Annotated in this window: 16 protein-coding genes and 2 pseudogenes; 7 read left to right on the top strand and 11 right to left on the bottom strand. The window is 47.2% G+C overall.

Annotation, left to right across the window (positions count from 1 at the left end):
- Positions 1-24: 24 nt before the first annotated feature.
- Together ACPXXB_RS04270 and ACPXXB_RS04265 are read right to left on the bottom strand one after the other, a co-directional pair.
- The gene (locus tag ACPXXB_RS04270; protein WP_423909743.1) at positions 25-2043 is read right to left on the bottom strand and encodes an acetoacetate--CoA ligase; all 2019 of its coding nucleotides are present in this window, start codon (positions 2041-2043) and stop codon (positions 25-27) included.
- 96 nt (positions 2044-2139) lie between these two features.
- Positions 2140-2484 carry a 2Fe-2S iron-sulfur cluster-binding protein gene (locus ACPXXB_RS04265; protein ID WP_423909740.1) on the bottom strand — a complete coding sequence of 115 codons (345 nt, stop codon included), beginning with the start codon at positions 2482-2484 and terminating at the stop codon, positions 2140-2142.
- A 234-nt stretch (positions 2485-2718) separates the two neighbouring features.
- Between ACPXXB_RS04265 and ACPXXB_RS04260 the strand changes: the two are divergent.
- The 4 genes and pseudogenes from ACPXXB_RS04260 to ACPXXB_RS04245 form a co-directional block, all read left to right on the top strand.
- A pseudogene (locus ACPXXB_RS04260) lies at positions 2719-2985 on the top strand (IS1595 family transposase); the annotation flags it as partial.
- Between the two features lie 444 nt (positions 2986-3429).
- On the top strand, positions 3430-6804 hold the full coding sequence (locus tag ACPXXB_RS04255) for an AAA family ATPase (RefSeq protein ID WP_423909737.1): 3375 nt from the start codon (positions 3430-3432) through the stop codon (positions 6802-6804).
- Complete coding sequence (locus ACPXXB_RS04250) at positions 6801-7919, top strand: hypothetical protein (protein ID WP_423909735.1); 1119 nt, start codon at positions 6801-6803, stop codon at positions 7917-7919. Before ACPXXB_RS04255 ends, ACPXXB_RS04250 begins: the two co-directional genes overlap by 4 nt.
- A gap of 55 nt (positions 7920-7974) precedes the next feature.
- Positions 7975-8514, top strand: coding sequence for a glycosyltransferase (locus ACPXXB_RS04245; RefSeq protein WP_423909732.1), 540 nt, complete (start codon positions 7975-7977; stop codon positions 8512-8514).
- 114 nt (positions 8515-8628) lie between these two features.
- On the opposite strand, the gene ACPXXB_RS04240 is transcribed toward ACPXXB_RS04245, so the two are convergent.
- From ACPXXB_RS04240 to ACPXXB_RS04230, 3 genes and pseudogenes are all read right to left on the bottom strand, one after another.
- A complete protein-coding gene (locus tag ACPXXB_RS04240) occupies positions 8629-8838 on the bottom strand; it encodes a TOBE domain-containing protein (RefSeq protein ID WP_423910943.1) in 210 nt (69 codons plus the stop codon).
- Positions 8814-9020 (bottom strand): hypothetical protein, encoded by a 207-nt coding sequence (locus ACPXXB_RS04235; RefSeq protein WP_423909730.1) that lies wholly within the window; start codon positions 9018-9020, stop codon positions 8814-8816. Before ACPXXB_RS04235 ends, ACPXXB_RS04240 begins: the two co-directional genes overlap by 25 nt.
- Positions 9017-9621, bottom strand: a pseudogene (locus tag ACPXXB_RS04230) (ABC transporter permease). Before ACPXXB_RS04230 ends, ACPXXB_RS04235 begins: the two are co-directional and overlap by 4 nt.
- A gap of 126 nt (positions 9622-9747) precedes the next feature.
- On the opposite strand from ACPXXB_RS04230, the gene ACPXXB_RS04225 reads away from it, so the two are divergent.
- Entirely contained in the window at positions 9748-10644 is an 897-nt protein-coding gene (locus ACPXXB_RS04225) for a fructose bisphosphate aldolase (protein ID WP_423910941.1), read from the top strand.
- A 43-nt stretch (positions 10645-10687) separates the two neighbouring features.
- On the opposite strand, the gene cobS is transcribed toward ACPXXB_RS04225, so the two are convergent.
- The 6 genes from cobS to ACPXXB_RS04195 form a co-directional block, all read right to left on the bottom strand.
- Complete coding sequence (gene cobS / locus ACPXXB_RS04220; protein ID WP_423909727.1) at positions 10688-11443, bottom strand: adenosylcobinamide-GDP ribazoletransferase; 756 nt, start codon at positions 11441-11443, stop codon at positions 10688-10690.
- Positions 11440-12072, bottom strand: coding sequence for a histidine phosphatase family protein (locus tag ACPXXB_RS04215; RefSeq protein WP_423909725.1), 633 nt, complete (start codon positions 12070-12072; stop codon positions 11440-11442). Before ACPXXB_RS04215 ends, cobS begins: the two co-directional genes overlap by 4 nt.
- Before the next feature lie 43 nt (positions 12073-12115).
- Complete coding sequence (cobT, locus tag ACPXXB_RS04210) at positions 12116-13192, bottom strand: nicotinate-nucleotide--dimethylbenzimidazole phosphoribosyltransferase (protein ID WP_423909722.1); 1077 nt, start codon at positions 13190-13192, stop codon at positions 12116-12118.
- Positions 13193-13197: 5 nt separating this feature from the next.
- Entirely contained in the window at positions 13198-13707 is a 510-nt protein-coding gene (cobU, locus tag ACPXXB_RS04205) for a bifunctional adenosylcobinamide kinase/adenosylcobinamide-phosphate guanylyltransferase (RefSeq protein WP_423909719.1), read from the bottom strand.
- A 132-nt stretch (positions 13708-13839) separates the two neighbouring features.
- Positions 13840-14937, bottom strand: coding sequence for a sirohydrochlorin chelatase (locus ACPXXB_RS04200; RefSeq protein ID WP_423909716.1), 1098 nt, complete (start codon positions 14935-14937; stop codon positions 13840-13842).
- 447 nt (positions 14938-15384) lie between these two features.
- Complete coding sequence (locus tag ACPXXB_RS04195; protein ID WP_423911231.1) at positions 15385-15585, bottom strand: hypothetical protein; 201 nt, start codon at positions 15583-15585, stop codon at positions 15385-15387.
- Between ACPXXB_RS04195 and ACPXXB_RS04190 the strand changes: the two genes are divergently transcribed.
- Together ACPXXB_RS04190 and ACPXXB_RS04185 are read left to right on the top strand one after the other, a co-directional pair.
- Positions 15509-15733, top strand: coding sequence for a CbtB domain-containing protein (locus ACPXXB_RS04190; RefSeq protein WP_423910938.1), 225 nt, complete (start codon positions 15509-15511; stop codon positions 15731-15733). The genes ACPXXB_RS04195 and ACPXXB_RS04190 overlap by 77 nt on opposite strands.
- Positions 15734-15843: 110 nt before the next feature.
- Entirely contained in the window at positions 15844-16578 is a 735-nt protein-coding gene (locus ACPXXB_RS04185; protein WP_423909713.1) for a CbtA family protein, read from the top strand.
- The last annotated feature ends 17 nt before the right edge of the window (positions 16579-16595 follow it).

Here is a 16595-nt window from a genome sequence, read left to right as displayed (position 1 = left end):
AGCGACATCCAATGACCCTGATTTTTATTGTTCCTGCAATTCCTTTATATCCCGAAAGTTTTCCAGCGCCTCCGGGTTTGCCAATGCATGGGTATTTTTCACGTCATGTCCATGAACAATATTGCGCACCGCTAATTCTACAATTTTGCCGCTCAAAGTTCTTGGAATATCGGCAACGGCGACAATTTTTTTCGGGACATGGCGGCGGGTTGCATTGTCTTGAATAGTCTGACGAATTTTCGCTTTTAATTCATCGGTTAATTCAAGGTTATCGCGCAACAGTACAAACAGCACAACTCGGACATCGCCTTCCCATTGCTGAGCGATACATAAACTTTCAAGCACCTCATCCACTTTCTCGACCTGGCGATAAATTTCCGCGGTGCCTATTCGAACCCCGCCGGGGTTCAATACCGCATCGGATCGACCATAGATGATTAACCCATCGTTCGGTGTAATTTCAGCATAATCTCCCTGCATCCAAACATTGTCAAAGCGTGCGAAATAGGCTGCATGATAGCGTTGATTATCCGCTTCATTCCAAAACCCCAAAGGCATACTCGGAAATGGTTTTGTACAAACCAACTCCCCACGTTTCCCTCGAACTGGCTTGCCATGCTCGTACACATCCACCGCCATCCCTAATCCTCTGGATTGAATTTCGCCACGATAAACCGGGCGCAACGGACATCCAAGTACGAAACATGAAACGATATCCGTTCCCCCGGATATTGAAGACAGCATTAAATCCTGTTTAACGTGCTGATAAACATAGTCAAAACTCTCTGCTGCCAATGGCGACCCGGTCGAGAGAATCCCGCGCAATGTCGGAAGTTTTGATCTTTCTTTCGGTTTTACCTGATTTTTCGCGCAAGCGGCGATAAACCGGGCGCTGGTACCGAAAACTGTTATCCCTAATTTATCAACAAAATCCCACATGCTGTTTTTGCTCGGATAAAACGGTGAGCCATCGTAAAGCACTATGGTGCATCCGCTGGCGAGTCCGCTAACCAGCCAATTCCACATCATCCAGCCGCAGGTGGTAAAGTAAAACAACTTGTCGTCGCGCTTGATATCGGTATGAAGTTGATGTTCTTTTAAATGCTGTAATAACGTCCCTCCGGCAGAGTGAACAATACACTTTGGCTTACCAGTAGTGCCCGATGAATACAATATGTACAAGGGGTGATCAAACGGCAACTGGGCGAAATCAACTTCTTTCTTGTCTGTTTCAAAATCATCGTACATCATCACATCCCGAATTTTGTTGATCCGAATGTTATTGACCTCGGCCAATGGATTTAAAAGCGGGTTCAAAAACGGAACAATAATGACTTTGTCTATACTGGGTATTTTTTCAACAACCAATTTCACAGAGTCCAGTACGTCAATACTTTTGCCGTTATAATGATACCCATCGACGGCGAACAATACTTTTGGCTGAATTTGGGCAAACCGCTCCGACACTTCCTCGACGCCAAAATCCGGGGAACAGGACGACCAGATAGCACCGATACTGGCGGTCGCCAGCAAGGCAATGACCGTTTCTGGCGTGTTCGACATATAACCGGCGACACGGTCTCCCTGTATTACGCCCAGAGACTTCAATAACTCCACACACCGAGCCACTTCCTTGTATAAATCGGAATATGTCATTTCACGAACGATCTGATTTTCTCCAGTTTGATCTTTTCCAGTGTGACTCTCCCCACGAAACTCCCCCTGAAACACAATCGCAATTTTATCGTCTCGAAATTTAAGCAGATTTTCCGCAAAGTTTAACCGCGCCCCGTTAAACCATTCCGCACCCGGCATGGCCTTGGGATTGGTTAGCACAGTATCCCAATGTTGGCTGCTGATGACTCCAGAAAACGCCCAGACCGCAGCCCAAAACTGAGCGCTCGATTCCACGCTCCATTGGTAAAGAGAATCATAGTCTGTTACCGATGTATTGGTTTTTGATACCCAATCTATGAATGCGGTAAGGTTGCTGTTCGCAACTGATTGCGATGACGGCTGCCACAAAGGAGATTGAGTGCTCAACTTGGATTCGGCTTCGGGTTCAGGCGCAAAGTGAATGGTGAATTACGATTGCCTATTGTAGGGTAATTTACCGCAAACCACGACTTACCGTTCATTTTACGGTTCATTTTTTGCGGCGGCGCAATACTGGAATTCTGGCACATGCACAATCAGCCCATCCATTTCGTCCGTAATTTTAATTTGACAACTTAACCGACTCATATCATCCACCCCTTCCGCGAATTCCAGCGTTTCCTGTTCGTCATCCTCCATTTTTGGTAACTTGGAAATCCACCGTGGGTCGATATGCACATGGCAGGTTGCGCAACAACACATGCCGCCGCACTCCGCCAGTATGCCTGAAAGTTCATTTCTTTTGGCAAGATACATAACCGGCGTACCGACTTCTCCGTCAATAGCATGTTCTGTACCGTCAGCAAGTATGAAGTTAATGGTGGGCATATTACCTTTGAGTTTAGCGTAATTACGCAACCCGTTTACTATCAATGTACATCCAAATCCCGATCTAGAAAAATAAATTCAAGCAAGCAAGGTCACTGCTTTTGATATTAAAATGGTGAGTGGAACCGGCCTACATTAACTCGCTGCTGTGAAAGTTAATGGGACAGCAGTGTTAAATTATGGGCTTGCTCAAATCTTCCAGGTAGCCTTAGAGCATCAGCATAATTCATAGGGTATAATGGCTTGGTGGGTTTTGGTTATAAAAAGCATTTCAGGGCGCATCATGGCAACCATGAATTCGCCAGGGGCAACGCCCATATTAACGGCATAGAGTCTTTTTGGGGCTATGCTAAAACCAGGCTGTTCAAGTTCAGGGGCATGAATAAAAACCTGTTTGAACTGCACCTCAAGGAATGCGAGTTCCGGTTCAATAATAAAGAGGGTGACTTGTACAAAATATTGCTGGGGATGTTTAGAAAAGAGCCGCTTAAGTTGTCATGACCCTAAATAATTCCTGAAACCATCCAGCCTTCAGCGGCATTTACTTTCTTAATTTTGGCTGCTTCACGTAGAAATACGTTTAGCATCAAATTCACTTGGTAAATTTTCTTGATTGTATCTTCAAATACGCTCTAGCAACTGATCAGTAGCTGTTTTTGGCAGTGGGTTAGGCATAATATATAATCGTCATTAATAATGTAACTACATAAATCAGCAGTATGAAGTTGTTTGACTTGATTGCAACACAAAAGTTAGATTATAAGCAATGCAGCGGATAAAAAGGCAGTGAACACAATTTCTGAAGATTTAAAAATATCTAATAACTTATTAGACCGATTAAACGAAAAATATTTGGTTGAACCGTTTCTGCATTCTCATGGATACTGAAAATAATAATTTAACCGGATAATAATTTAACTAGGCTGTATTTAATCTATTCAACGCATGTCAAATATCAATAAGTGGCTATCAGGGCTTGGACTGGAGCAATACGCTGAAAGCTTCGAAGCAAATGACATCGATATGGACATCCTCGGCGAGCTTTCGGAAATTGATCTTAAAGCACTAAACGTATCTCTCGGGCATCGTAAAAAAATTCTAAAAGCGTTCAGAATATTAAAAAATAATGCTGACGGCATAAACGACCATTTATCAACACCATCGCCTGCTGCCCCATCACCCGATCCGATTGCAGGTAATATTGATCCGGAACGGCGGTATATGACGTTAATATTTTGCGATCTTGTGGATTCGACCAGGATAGCGGCTGGGCTTGATATTGAGGACATGCACGATCTTAACCGGGCTTATCAAACGGCCTGCGCCGAAGCAATAAAGAAATTTGACGGATATGTGGCCCGTTACATGGGCGACGGTGTGCTTGCCTATTTTGGATACCCCGTAGCCCGGGAAGATGATGCCGAGCGTGCGATATGGGCCGGGCTGGAACTTACCCGCCGGGTGAATCAATTAAACAAGATTTTTACCTTGTCAGATGGCCTAACCCTGTCAGTCAGAATTGGAGTCGCCACAGGACGGGTGGTCGTTGAAACCATCGGCAGCGACACAATCAAGGAAAATGCGGTAGTCGGTGAAGCACCCCATTTGGCAACAAGACTACAGTATCTGGCTACACCAAATGCCATTGTAGTTGCACCCGATACACATAGACTCATCGTCAACACATTTGAATTTATTGACTTGGGCGAAAAATCAATAAAGGGTTATGTTGAGCCTGTCCAAATCTGGCAGGTGCAACAGAAACGCCTCATCGAACAACGTTTTCACGGGAAACGACGCAAACAACTAACGCCGCTAATCGGTCGAGAAGAAGAACTGATTTTACTGACTTCGCGCTGGCGCCGAGCATGCAAAAATGAAGGACAAGTGGTAATGCTGTCCGGCGAAGCCGGGATAGGCAAAACCCGGCTAATTGAGGCCTTGCTTGAGCAAATAAATGAACCGCATCAATTATTGAGATTCTATTGCTCGCTCTATCATTCCCAGAGTCCCCTGTATCCCTATCTTGCAAACTTGATGCGGGAATCCAGGATTTTGCCCGACGACGATGAGCAAGCTCAGTATTTGAAACTCAAACAATTAGTGTTGGAGAAATATAAATTTGACGAAAACTTTTTGCATACCATTACCTCGTTGATTGCACTGCAGGTGGACGACAATACCCGGTTTTCCGATACCGACCCGCAGCGCCAATTGCAATTGGCACAGGAGAGCTTAATAAACTTTGTCATTAAATTATCTGAAAGCGAACCGGTATTTTTCGTTGTGGAAGATACTCACTGGATTGACCCTACAACGCTGAAAGTTTTAGATTTGCTGGTAAACAGAAATCATGCTCATTCGATAATGCTGCTTTTGAGTCAGCGCCCGGATAAATCCCGCCTGGATAAAACATACTTGGATAAACCTTTGTATTACGTTCAATCCCATGTTACAAATCTTTCGCTGACCAAATTAACCGTCCAACAATCGCAGCGGTTGATTGGAGAAATATCAAAAAACACCGGGTTAGATGAGACGATAATTCAGAGCATCAGCGACAAGAGCGCAGGAATACCCCTATTCATTGAGGAAGTCACCAAAGTCATGTTGGACGCCCGCAATAAACCCCGGAATTATCCCCGCAATGGTCAAGCTGGATCGAACGCCAACCAATCCATACGTGTTCCAGACACACTACAAGCTTCTTTGCTTTCAATGCTGGACAGGTTAGGCGAAGCAAAGCATCTGGTGCAGTGTGCTTCTGTCATTGGCAACTCATTCGAGAAACCGTTACTGCGCCATATTTGTGAACAGACGGATGAAGCCGTTGAATCAGGACTTGAAAATCTTGTTAATCAAAACATTGTTTACCAATCAAGCATGTTAGATTCCAAGTTTCTATTTCGACACGCCCTGTTGAGAGATGCGGCCTACGAAAGTCTGCTCAAGAAAAATCGACGAAACATTCACGGCATGATCGCCAACTATCTTTCTCAGCCTGAGAAATCCGGCTCGGCATCAGGCAAGCAAGTAACCGCTTACCATTATGGCCAGGCCGGAGATGACAAAAACGCATTTGATCATTGGCTGGACGCTGGAGAAACCGCGTTCAATTCCGGCGCGACTATTGAGGCCGTCGAGCTGCTCGATAATGCGGTTTCTCATCTACTTGAAATTGACCAATCCAGCACCAGCCTGAATCAGATCTATCGACTATATGTGACCAGAGGGCGCGCTTTGAATGCCGCTTTAGGCGCTGTCTCCGAGGAAGCGCATACCTCCTTTCGTAACGCAGTGTCGATCGCGCAGCAGATGAATAACATTGAAAAGGAAATTGATGCGCTGGATTGGGAATTCGGCATTACCTTCAACGCCGGCATGATTCGAAAATCATTGATTCCTGCACAAACCATTCTGGATATCGGTATCGACAATGATCACCTTGCTGCAAAAGTCAGCGGACATCAGGTGCTGGGCATGGCCTATTGTGTATTGGGTGAATTCGTCACCGCGCAGCAACATCTGGAATCCGCACTCGACACCAAAGGATCTGCCATAACCGGATATGAAGTAACCGGGCTTAATTGTTATCCCAGCATGACCCTGGATTATCTATCCTATGTTAAGTTCTTTATCGGCGATAAGAAATCCGCGAAGGCGCTGTGTAACCAGGCAATCGAAAGCGCGCGCCAGGAATCGGATTACGCCACGGCATCGGCGTTAAGCAACAGTTGCTTTACCCAAATGCTGCTCGGGGACACGGTTGCTGTACGGGAATATAGCGAAGAAGTCATCGACCTAGCTCGCGATCGTGGACAGCACATGTTCATCAATCGCGGGCTGCTTTTCCAAAACCTTGCCATTGCCAGCATCGATCAGGATTCACTGGCACTGGAACAAGTGGTTCAAGCCACCAATGCATTATTCGAATCCAAAGAAGAAATCGATTTGACCTATCTGCTTGGCATGGCCGCAGAAATACAAATTTCTCTGGGTGACTATCGTGCTGCACAAGAATCTCTGGAACGCGCCTTGACATTGAGTCGCAAGAATGAGGAATTGTTTTATCAGGCGGAATTATATCGTCTTAAAGCTGAACTCGCCTTGACCACTCGCAGTGAGACCAGTGGCGGCGTCGCCGACGGCCAGAATAATTACCAGAAAAATCACCCCAACAATCACCCGGACGACCCAAGGTCTTATCTCGATAAAGCGCTGGAGATTGCCAACCGACAAAAAGCCGGTGGCTGGACCGACAAAATAAATCACACCGCATCAAAAATCATTCCGGCATTCAGGGTTGATCATTGCCGATGATTTCACCCAGGGAAATTTCACGGTTATTTCGCACCGCACAGAATATTGATCCCACGCTCTCGATAAAACCGCGCTCATTGCCGAAATTATCCGGTCTGGCGATAGAAGCCGGGAAATATAATCGCAACCGCCTGTTTAAAAATATGGCAACTGGCAAAATATCTATTTTCGAGGATTTTCCATCTCCACTCAGAACGGCCAGACAGAGAAATTTAACCAACCCAACCGCTCTAATCCTGGATACACTTTACCATTCCGACATTCAGGATCGCATCCGCACAAAATCCGGGAAAAAAGGGGCGTGGAAATATTTTACCATTAGCGAACTTGCAGAAAAATGGCGACGAAAAAAAGCCAACATCAATGTAACGGATTTGCATTTTAGGGACACCCTGATTGAAAATGTTATCGATGCGAAACGTCTAAGCCAATTTAATCTTTATCCCTGCTCAACTGAGCATACCGCCTGGCTGGAAATGATGACCCTGGTAGTCAGCAGCCGAGCCGGATTCTCTGATTCCCATTCCGATGATTCCGATGGCAGCAATCACTGTTTCACCGGCAAGAAATTGTGGCTTGCCTGGGACACCAACGAAGGCATTGCCAACGGGTTGGAAGATTTGGACCGACAAAAAATTGCGGGTAAATGCGCATTCGATGTGGAAACATACTTATCGCTGCAAAGCGCGTGCTGGTTTACAATCGGAACTGGCCAAACCCTGTTTATGCCGGGCCATTTAACCCACAAAGTTCTGACCCTTGAACCCTATTTAGGCGTGGGCAGCTTTTATTTGGCATTTCCAAATTTGTTAAGAACGCTCACGCGATGGCTCGCGCATTCCCCCAACTGGGAAAAACTGGAGCGCAAAGGATACCGCGATTTGGTCTATCCCGATTTGATAAAAGCCGCCGTTAAAAAACTTAAAACCCTGCAGCACGCGACTGAGAATTCAAAATTAATCTGGGGCTTGGACTATCTCAAATACGCCATCAACGCCTGGAACAGGCAGACTGCAAATGCGGAAAAACAGAAACTGCTTGAGCTTGAAGGTTGGGGTAAACGGGATAACATCGCGCAGGACGACATCAATCTGTTGTGGCTGGCAACAAGGTAAAATTAAAAATCCTCCTTTCTTATTCGTTCCCACGCCCCAACATGGAAATGAGAAAATGGGTATTGTGTCCTCGGATTGCCAAAAAGAAAAACATGCAATGTCTCGAATTTTAATCACAAATTTCCATCCAATTGGTGGTGGCGGTCACGTCCCATATATTGAGGCGCTCACGAAAATAGCAGATTATTCCAATCATATTGTGGCGGTTGCATGTCCTGAACGGTCACGACTCTATCGGTACTTAACAGATAAAAACTACCCAAACTTATATCCTTGTGATTTTCCTGCAAAGGTTCATAAAGAGCTGCCCAGCATTATTAGAAATATTGCAAAGTTTAGAAACATAGTAGAGCACTTTAAGCCTGATATTGTGCATACAAACGGTTCCGATTTGTTTGTAAGTTTGTGGTCTTACGGATTCTCCAATAAATTCAAAATAGTACGAACACACCATGCAATAAAACACATAAGCGATGATGTATACCACCGATATATTTATAACAAACGCACTGTGGCCAACATTTATGTATCAGAAACTGCGTGCCAATTATCTATATCTAAGGAACTTATTCCTAATAATCGTGATTTGATATAGCGAATCAAATAAAATCAGATGTATCGTTATATGATCGCCTGGTTCCTCATCTTTAATCTGCGTAATTCCCTCGTTCCCACGCTCCAGTACGTTAATTCGTAATTGCTTTTTCCATCACCCGTCCAAAGTAATCACATCCTCAGTACGCCACCACACAACCGTCTGCTGACCGGCTACTGGAGCGGCGGCGTTGCGGCGGCTGTTAGGCATGGTGACGGTGAGCGTCGTGCCGGCTGCTGTATTAACAGCCGCGGTTTTCATCGTAAGCACGGTCTCGCCGCCGTAATATGCGATATTTTCTATGGTCGCATCACAAAAATGGATGCCCTCGCCCGCGGGTTTTTCCGTGGCGATAGACAGTTTTTCCGGGCGGATAGCGAGGAATGTGGCTGCTGGCGGATTTTCATTAAAAATTCCTGGTCGTAAATGTCCAGCGAAACATCGTTGACCGCTTTTTCTCGGCCAAAAGTTTTACCTGGGTTGCGTATTTCTATCAACGGTTTCATGCCGCATCCTGTTTTGGGCGCATCCTCATTTTGGCGTTTTGGAATCGCATGGCCAAAACGGCGATGGTGATGACGATGAGCATGGTGGATGCAGCGTTGACTTCGGGGGTGACCGAAAACGCACCATGGCGTTGATTTTGACCGGTAGCGTGATGCTGTTCGGACCGGCGGTGAAGTAGGTGATAACAAAATCGTCCAGCGACAAGGTGAAGGTGATGTGGGCGATCATAATGTTACCCAAGCTGAGCGGCCACCATTGATTGAAGAACACCAGCATGGCGACCCCCATGCAGATTTCCGGGATGACGATGGGCAGGAACAACAGTCCGTCGGCGGCAAAGCGAAACGGAAAACGAAAGCGCCACAGCAGCACCGCAGCGGCCACCCCGAGGATCACGCTGACGATCATGTTGACCACGGCGATGGTCAGCGAATTGACGAACGCGGAAATCAGCGAATCGTTTTCCATCGCTTTGAGATAATATTTTGTGGTGAAGCCGTGCCACACGATGTTGCGTTTCGAATCATTGAAACTGAACGCCACCAGTGCCACGATGGGCGCATACAACACCACAAAAAACAGCCCCCGAAACCCCCGCATCCACCAGCGGCCAGCATAGTCCAGCGGCTCCGGCCTAGATATCGCCGTTCTTGCCGTAACGCCAGAATTTTGGGACAATAGCTTCTATATCTTAATCAACTTCATAAACCTATTTATTCCTTCAAAATCATGACTCAAGCCACTGAACAGCTAGAAAAAGTAAGAAACTCCACTGGATTTATCGCGGCCCTGGACCAAAGTGGCGGTAGCACTCCCAAGGCGCTTGCAATGTATGGGGTCAACCAAAACGAGTATTCAGGGGATGAAGAAATGTATGGCAAGGTTCACGAAATGCGCACCCGTATTATGACCAATGAAAATTTTACCGGGGACAGGATTCTGGCAGCAATTTTGTTTGAAAACACCATGGATCGGGAAGTGCAGGGCAAACCGACCTGCCGTTATCTTTGGGAAGAGAAAAACATCATCCCAATACTCAAAGTGGATAAAGGTCTGGCTGACCAGGAAAATGGCGTGCAGATGATGAAACCCATGCCCGATCTCGACGCGCTATTAAACCGCGCTGTCGCTAACGGAATTTTTGGCACGAAAATGCGCTCGGTCATTAAACTCGCAAATGCCGATGGCATCAAAGAAATTGTCGCCCAACAATTTGAAATTGGCAAGCAGATTATCGCCAAGGGGCTGGTGCCAATCATTGAACCTGAAGTGGATATTAACTCTCCCGAGAAAGCGCAAGCCGAACATATTTTACGAGATCAGTTATTAACCCATCTGGATACGCTGAGTGAAAACGAAAATGTAATTTTCAAACTTACCCTGCCGGAATCTGCGAATTTTTATCAATCCTGTATCCGGCACCCGAATGTTCTAAAAGTTGTTGCACTTTCTGGAGGATACAGTCGAGCAGACGCAAACCAGAAGCTGAGCCAGAATAACGGCATGATCGCGAGTTTTTCTCGAGCGCTAACCGAAGGGCTGGCGGCACAACAATCTGACTCTGAATTCAGCGCAACGCTTGGCGCCTCTATCGATACGATTGTGGCCGCTTCAAACACCTGATTGATTTTGCTCGATGCTCGACCCGGCAGTGTGTAGCGTCTTGTTAGCTTCCGACCACCAAGCCAACCAGCACAAACGCTTCTACCGTTTCGACCAGAGCCCCGTAAATATCTCCGGTGGCGCCTTTAACTGGCTTTATAAAACATCGATAGATTAGCAAAAATGCGATTGCGCTCGCGATTGCTGCAATAATAAATGATTGAAACGAAACCATACAAAGCACCAGCGACAAAACCAATCCAGATATCCCAATCTCTTTGGTTGATACATTGGATTGCAACGACCAACCAATGCCTTCAGATCGAATATAAGGCATTGAGCAAATAACGATGCTCAAGGCAATGCGAGCAATCACTGGCGGGAAAATCAATAGCATCCAATCACCCTGCGCCAGCAATACCGACAACGCGCTGAGCTTCACCAATAGAACAAGCGCTACAGCCACAATCGCACCGACGCCGCAGGAAGTATCTTTCATAATCTCCAACATTCGCTCGGCCGTATGCCCGCCCATCCAGGCATCACCACAATCTGCCAAGCCGTCCAGATGCAACGCGCCAGTAATGCCTACCCAGGTTATCAGCACGACAATCCCAACTATGGATGGCGGCAGTTGAATCCATTGCGACAAAAACCAGGCGATCGCAGTCATCAAAATACCGATGAGCATGCCCACTGGCGCATACCAGACCACCGTATCGCCGGACAGTGCAGCCGGATGTTCAAGTTCTTTTCCCAACGGCAGGCGGGTCAGGAATTTAGCGGCGCACAAGAAAGAATTCATCATCGACTTCATCATGGAGAACTCGAATTGTGGGAGTCGAGCTGGAACCAGTCTGCGGCATTTGCCTGGTGATAAGCAATGATTCGACTATGGCAAGCGTGAGGCACGCGAAATCGAAAAAGCGTACCTGGATTGAGATCGAAAACGCTGGCGAAAATTGCCCGGGTAACCCCGCCGTGAATGACCAATAATATTCGTTTGCCTTTGCACCGATTGATCAGCGCGACCCAGGATTGATGGATACGATCCAGAAATTCTCCGTATTGATCGCCGCCGTGCGGGGCCGGCCTGGTCGGTTGCTCTAACCAGGATTGCCACTGCCCTGGATAGGTATTTGCTATTTCATTGTATGACCAACCTTCCCATTGTCCGAAATTAACTTCCGAGAATCCATCCTCAATGACACAGTCGATAGCAAGACGCTGACTCAAGTGTTCGGCAAATTCGGCGCAACGTTTACGTGGCGAAGTGATACAGACATCCCACTGAGCCCCCTGTTTAACCAGCCTCGCACACTGATTATGTAACTGCCGCCATCCTGTTTCTGATAACTTCGGATCGGTGGCCCCGCAAATCACGTCTCCGAGAACATGCTCGCCGTGCCGCAACAAATCAACTTCTGTGCGGTTTATGTCGTTATTCATCCGCCCAGTCATTTGCCCTGGTCATCTGCCCGGGCCATCTACCTTAACCATCCGGGACCCCGGCCTCGGCAAAAGTTGCCATGCCGTTTTGCAAAGCGCATGCACATCTCAGTAAGTTTACCGCTACCGCCGCACCGCTGCCCTCTCCTAATCTCATTCCCAGCGAAAGCAAGGGTTGCGCCGATAAAGATCGTAATACCAACTGATGACCGGGTTCGGCAGAGTCATGAGAAAAAAGCATCCACTGCCTGACTCCGGTATTAATTTGGCATGCTGCAAATGCCGCAATTGTAGATATAAAGCCATCAACCAGAATAGTAATACCGCGCTGTGCCGCGCGGATATAAAAACCGACCAGGGCAACAATCTCAAAACCACCCAATTCGGTTAATAAAGCGATGGGCTGTTGTGGCTGTTGCGGATTTTGTGGTTGTGGTGGCTGCTGGGTTTGTTGCAGGCGCATCAATGCTTTTTCGATGATTTTCAGTTTATGGGAAACCCCCTGACGGTCCAATCCGGTTCCAGGACCAACTAATTTTGCGGCCGCGGAAATTCCAAAGGCGGCCGCCAGCGCAGTCGCTGAGGTGGTATTGCCGATTCCCATTTCGCCACCAATAACCAATTCAATATTGCCAGTATATTCGTCAATAATACTTTTCCCCAACGCCAGCGCCGCCATACATTGCGGGTTTGTCATCGCCGGCTGTATCGCAATATTATCAGTGCCATGAGCAATCGGTCGATCTATCACCGGCGCACCAAAATCTTCTTTGCTAATGGTGCCGGCATTGACTACGGTTAATCCGGCGCCAATCTGTTTTGCGATAACACTGATGGCGGCACCGCCGCTAACAAAGTTTTTTACCATTTCCCCGGTAACCGCCTGAGGGAACGCGCTGACACCCTCATTGGCGACGCCATGGTCTCCAGCGAATATAGCGATTTCAACATTGTCCACCGCCGGCGCTATGTTCGATTGCATTGACGATAACGCCACCGCAACCTGCTCCAAACGACCCAGGGATCCGGGTGGTTTGGTCAGTTGCAGTTGTCGTTGTTGCGCCAACTTGGCCACATCCTCGTCTATTGAAGGGCACCTGTCTAAAAACCAGTCATTCATATTCATTACGATTTTAATATTTGGGGAATACCATACATCATCGTGGTCACACGGCTGGCAATTTGTGCAAGATCCTGATGCAACCACCCGCTTTCATCAATAAATTGTCGGCTGAGACGGTTTGTCGGGGTAACGCCCATTCCGACTTCATTGCTAACCAGCAACCAATGCGCCGGGGACTGCTGCAAACCATGCTGAAAATTTTGTTTTTCTTCGTGCCATTGCTGTGGCATGTCGGAACATAACCAGTTTGATAGCCAAAGCGTGAGACAATCCACCACCAGCACATCGGTTTCGCTGAAATCTTCAGTGGTCCGCGACAAATATCGCGGCTCTTCGACTAAATTCCAGCGCGGCCCTCGCTGGCGTTGGTGGCGTTCGATGCGGGCAGTCATTTCATCGTCTGCAGGTTCTGCGGTAGCGATAAAATGCAAATTGGCATCACGCGCTTCGGCAATGGACAATGCGTAACCACTCTTTCCGCTACGCGCACCACCGATGATTAGTTCAATCATGAGCGCACCTTATACATGTTCTCTTTAAAGGTAACGGCACGAGCCAAATTGCAAATACATAACCTTAAATACAAAGACGTTTATGCCCTATCCAAGAATATTGTGAAAAAGGGTATATCAAAAAACTTGGTTTTAGCGGTTTTGGCATTGAGGTGTTTGATCATCGGCACCAGGCGGCCCGCGTTTTTGCCGCAACCGCCGTTCTTGTTCAATGACTTGTTCAGGAAACTGACTCATAAAACAACAACAAACATGCTCATCAATCATGGTTCTTGGGCCATGCGGATGGGCAATGTGACGATAACGTTTGTGCTTGTGACCGTGGTCATGGCTATGAGAATGGTCGTGCTCAAGTTGAAATTCAGCATGATGATGATGAACGGCCGTCTCTCCTGCGGCCAGTTTGGCCTGGAAGTTTTCCATCAACCCGTCATTTTCCGAAGGCTGAGATACCGCTTCCTCAATTCTGATAATAAATGCATTAATAACATGCGTCTGATCACGCAAATAATCCGCTAGCATAAACGTTATGTCGGGGTTTTCTGCCGCGACCTTTTCAACATAGGCATTAATGCGCCCAATCAGCCTTCCAGAGAAAAGAAAATACGGGGCGACTACAATCTTCTTGAATCCAAGTTTGACTGCCATTTCCAGGCCGCGCCCCACCGATGGAAAGGTTACCCCGGCGTACACCGTTTCGCACCAGCCAAACCCCATATTCTCGGCCACAATCCGGGTCAGTTTCGCGGCATCGGCGTTTGCAGTCGCGACCGAGGTGCCTCGTCCAACGACCACAAGCAGAGTGTCGTATAGCGCACCCGGTTCAGGCCGGCATTCCAATCCCGCCGCCGCCATAATCCGATGCTGAAATGCCTGAATCATTTCATCATGCAACCCCAATGCAGTTCCATATTTAACGGTAAGCCCCGGATGTTTTTGCATATAGGTGGTCAACACCGAAGGAATGTCATTTTGGGCATGGGTTGCGCTGAACAACATTCCAGGCACCGCAAATATATTGTTAACCCCGCTTTCGATCAATCGATCCAGCGCCATGTGAATATTCGGCGAAGAGTATTCCAAAAACCCATATTCAATCTGAAGATTGGGGCAGCGGGCGCGCAAACCCGATACTAGCAGGCTGAACTCTTGTTCGGCGATTTTCGCCCGGCTGCCGTGACCGCAGATGATTATTCCCGAATTTTCGGGCAGCGCATTTAGAATTGACATTATAAAATTGATATTGTGCTTTTGGATCGGCGGATTATACATTTCAATTTCAAGGCGATGTTATAAATGCGCGGTCTGCAAAATATATCTGAAATGACACGGTCGCAGACCGACCGGTATCGGTCAACACAAAAAACCGCAGAGTAAAGAAATCACAAAGAAACAAATCAACTGGATTACTTTTTCAATATGTTTGCTATAATACAGTGGATTAAGTCAAGGTCTCTTTCAAAGTTTACTGGCAGAGTTTATTGGGAAGACAGGATATTTTGTGGTATTGCCTGCTAATGCAAGCAAGTTCAAGATTAGCCTGCGCTGCCCCCGCAACGGTTCAAATGCGAATTTGATAAAGCCCGGAACCAAGCCTTGCTTGATTGGGATACAAAGTGCAAATAATCAGCGTTTGCTGTCTGTCTTGTGATTTGCATTGCGTATTAAAATGAATCACTACTTGCACACGGGTGTGTGTGTACCGGAGAAATCACAAATGCAACAAACTTCGCAACAAATTTCTGGAGCGGCAGTACCAAGCAGTCCAGTCATCGCAGTCAGATCCTTCGCCGTCAGGTTCATTGCCGTCAGGTTCATTGCCGCCAGGTTCATTGCCGCCAGGTTCATTGCCGCCAGGTTCATTGCCGCCAGGTTCATTGCCCTTAGGCAGTCCGCTATTGTTCAAATTTTTGGCGCGATTTTGCTTGGCATGATCATGCTTTATGGGGTCGGCTTCGCCTCAATCAACCTGGCACACAATGCGGCCCATGATGGACGTCACGCGGTCGCGTTTCCCTGTCACTAGTACGTCGGCAGTATTTAAGCTTTAGTTTTTCCTGGACACCCTTTGCGGTGTCGGCTTAGATATTCGTATAACTCTTTACTCAGGGTTTATCGGTCAGGGGTTATCAGTCAATGACGTTTAGAAACATCGTGTTTTCCGCATTGGTGGCAGGCATCATCGCCGGCTCTTTATACGGGCTTTTCCAGCAACTGAAAATCAACCCGATTATTTACGCAGCCGAAGTGTATGAAGTCAGTGAGTATCAGAATCAAGATCGGGATGATGCACACAGCAGTGATTATGCATCCTGGGCGCCTGCAGACCGGAGGCAACGAATACTGTCCACTCTCGGCGCCAATATCCTGATCGGCATAGGATTATCCCTGCTGCTGATTTGTGCAATGTCATTACACAACCTGAAATCCAGCAAACCCAAAGTCAATGGGAAAACAGGCATAATATGGGGCATTGGACTGATGGCGGCAATGTTTGTCGCACCATCGCTATTGGGACTTCAACCGGAAATACCCGGCGCCCTCGCGCAGCCCCTGGAACATCGTCAAATAGGGTGGATTGCTGCTACGACCGCTACCGCCGCAGGATTGTTGATTGTTTACTACGGCGGCAGACTGGTTAAACTTTTAGGGATTATAATGATTGCCCTGCCCCATTTTATTGCCTTGCCTTTTATTCCTATTTCAACGCCAATCCACGGTTACGCCAATAGCGACCCTTCTGCGGTGGCGGCATTGAACGAATTGTCTCACCAATTTGTAATCATGTCGTCCATCGGCATGCTGATTTTCTGTATTCTGCTGGGCTCGCTGAGTGGATTCATCAGCACTCGTTTTGTGCGATTCGACTGATCTCGGTCTGACTCAGG

This window comes from Candidatus Spongiihabitans sp., from assembly GCF_965237845.1.
GTDB lineage: Bacteria > Pseudomonadota > Gammaproteobacteria > Arenicellales > Poriferihabitantaceae > Spongiihabitans.
Note: the sequence above shows the minus strand (reverse complement) of the source record. Positions and strands in the feature narration are given on the sequence as shown.